Annotated in this window: 2 protein-coding genes; both read left to right on the top strand. The window is 65.8% G+C overall.

Going from position 1 to position 2,183, the window contains the following annotated elements; translation table 11 throughout:
* Window positions 1-169 precede the first annotated feature (169 nt).
* Window positions 170-1,654, top strand: a complete 1,485-nt coding sequence (rfaE1, locus tag EOA24_RS35160) for a D-glycero-beta-D-manno-heptose-7-phosphate kinase (RefSeq protein ID WP_127410661.1) — start codon at window positions 170-172, stop codon at window positions 1,652-1,654.
* Between the two features lie 7 nt (window positions 1,655-1,661).
* Window positions 1,662-2,183 (top strand): SIS domain-containing protein (locus EOA24_RS35155; RefSeq protein WP_127410660.1); only part of this gene is annotated, 522 nt, incomplete at its 3' end.

Genomic DNA, 2,183 nt, shown 5'->3' with positions numbered 1-2,183 from the left:
GCCCTGCAGAGAAGCTGATTGCACAGCCGACTTCGGCCGCAGTCAATCGGGCCTGCCGTTGCGCTCGCCGCAATTGCGGTATATCCGCATCGCGTTGAGCGAGGTGCGCCACAATTCCGGCGCTGAAACCTAATCAAGTCCTGCCTTTTTCAGGCATATGTCGAGTGAGATGATCAAGCACAATCCGCCCTCTCCGGAACCTTTGCATCGCACCATCGCCCGGTTCGGCGAGGTCACCGTGCTGGTGGTCGGCGATTTCATTCTCGACCGTTTCGTCAGCGGCGTGATCGAACGCATCTCGCCGGAGGCTCCGATCCCCGTGCTGCATGGACGGGGCGAAATGCTGAACATGGGCGGCGCCGGCAATGTCGTCTCCAACATCGTTTCGCTAGGCGGGGCCGCCATACCCGTCTCGGTGATCGGCGCCGACCAGGCCGGCAACAATCTGATGCGCATGCTGAGCGAGATCGGTGTCGACACGGACGGGCTTCTGCAGCGGGCGGACCGCATGACCTCGTCGAAAAGCCGCTTCAGCGCGCTCAACCAGCAGGTGCTGCGCTTCGACGAGGAAGAGATCAAGCCGCTCACTTCCGCCGAGCGGGCGAAGCTCATCGATCATTTCCAGGCCGCGCTTGGCCGCGCCGACATCGTGATCCTTTCCGATTACGGCAAGGGCATTCTGCTCGACGGCGTCGCCGGCGAGCTGATCGCGATCTGCCGCGATGCCGGCAAGCCGGTGCTGGTCGATCCGAAGGGGCGCGATTACGCGCGCTATGCCGGCGCCACGGCAGTGACGCCGAACCGCAAGGAGCTTGGCGAGGCGGTCGGGCGCAAGGTGTTCGGCGATGACGAGATCGTGGCCGCCGCACGCGACCTGATCGCCGCGCATGACTTCGAGTATATCGTCGCCACGCGCAGCGAGAAGGGCATGAGCGTGGTCTCCGCCGAGGATGCCCGCCACATTTCCACCCAGGCCAGCGAAGTGTTCGACGTTTCCGGTGCCGGCGACACGGTCATTGCGAGCTTCGCGCTTTCGCTCGCCGCCGGCGCCGACCGGGTGCATGCCGCGGTCATCGCCAATGCGGCCGGCGGCGTCGTGGTGGGAAAACGCGGCACCGCTCGGCTGAATGTCGAGGAACTGTCCGGCGCGCTGTTCCGCTCGCATGGGCCGACGGCTCATACGGGTGCCATTCTTGACGCCAATGCGGCGGCCAGGATGGTCGCCGCCTGGAAGGAAGAGGGCCTCACGGTCGGCTTCACCAATGGCTGTTTCGACATCCTGCACGCCGGCCATGTCAGCCTGCTGCATGCCGCCCGCAGCCAGTGCGACCGGCTGGTGCTCGGCCTCAACAGCGACGACTCGGTGCGCCGGCTGAAAGGGCCGGGGCGCCCGGTCAACAACCAGCATGACCGCGCCTGCGTGCTGGCAGCGCTTGCCTCGGTCGACGCCGTCGTCGTCTTCGAGGAGGATACGCCGCTCAAGCTGATCGAGGCGCTCTTGCCCGACGTCCTGGTCAAGGGCGCGGACTATACGATCGAGACCGTGGTCGGCGCCGATGTGGTGCAGAAGGCGGGCGGGCGCGTGGTGCTGGTCGACCTCGTCGCAGGCAAGAGCACGACGAACACGATCGGCAAGCTGCGTGCCGCAAACTGAGGGTCTCATGTCCGATTTGAACGACTACCTGGTCCGCTCCGCGGCGGCGATCTCGGCGATGGTCGAGCGCGACCTGACCGGTGAGATGGAGCGCGCCGTGAGCACGGTCGTGACCGCGCTTTCGCAAGGCAAGGCGCTGCTGATCTGCGGCAATGGCGGCTCGGCCAGCGATGCCATCCACATCGCCGGCGAGTTGGTCGGCCGCTTCCTGAAGGAGCGCAAGGCCTACAATGTCATCGCGCTGCCGGCCAACGCCGCGGTGCTGACCGCCTGGGGCAACGATTACGGCTTCGACACCGTCTTCTCGCGCCAGGTCGAGGCGCATGGATCGGAAGGCGCGGTGCTGCTTGCCATCTCGACCAGCGGCAATTCGCCAAGCATCCTTGCCGCCGCCGAGCAGGCGCGCATGATGGGCATGACGGTGATCAGCCTTACCGGCGATACCGGCGGCAAGCTCGCGCCGCTGGCCGACATCCTGCTCAATGTGCCATCGACCTCGACGCCGATCATCCAGCAGGGGCATCTCTGC

This window comes from Mesorhizobium sp. M2A.F.Ca.ET.039.01.1.1, from assembly GCF_003998035.1.
In the GTDB taxonomy this organism is placed as follows: domain Bacteria; phylum Pseudomonadota; class Alphaproteobacteria; order Rhizobiales; family Rhizobiaceae; genus Mesorhizobium.
Note: the sequence above shows the minus strand (reverse complement) of the source record. Positions and strands in the feature narration are given on the sequence as shown.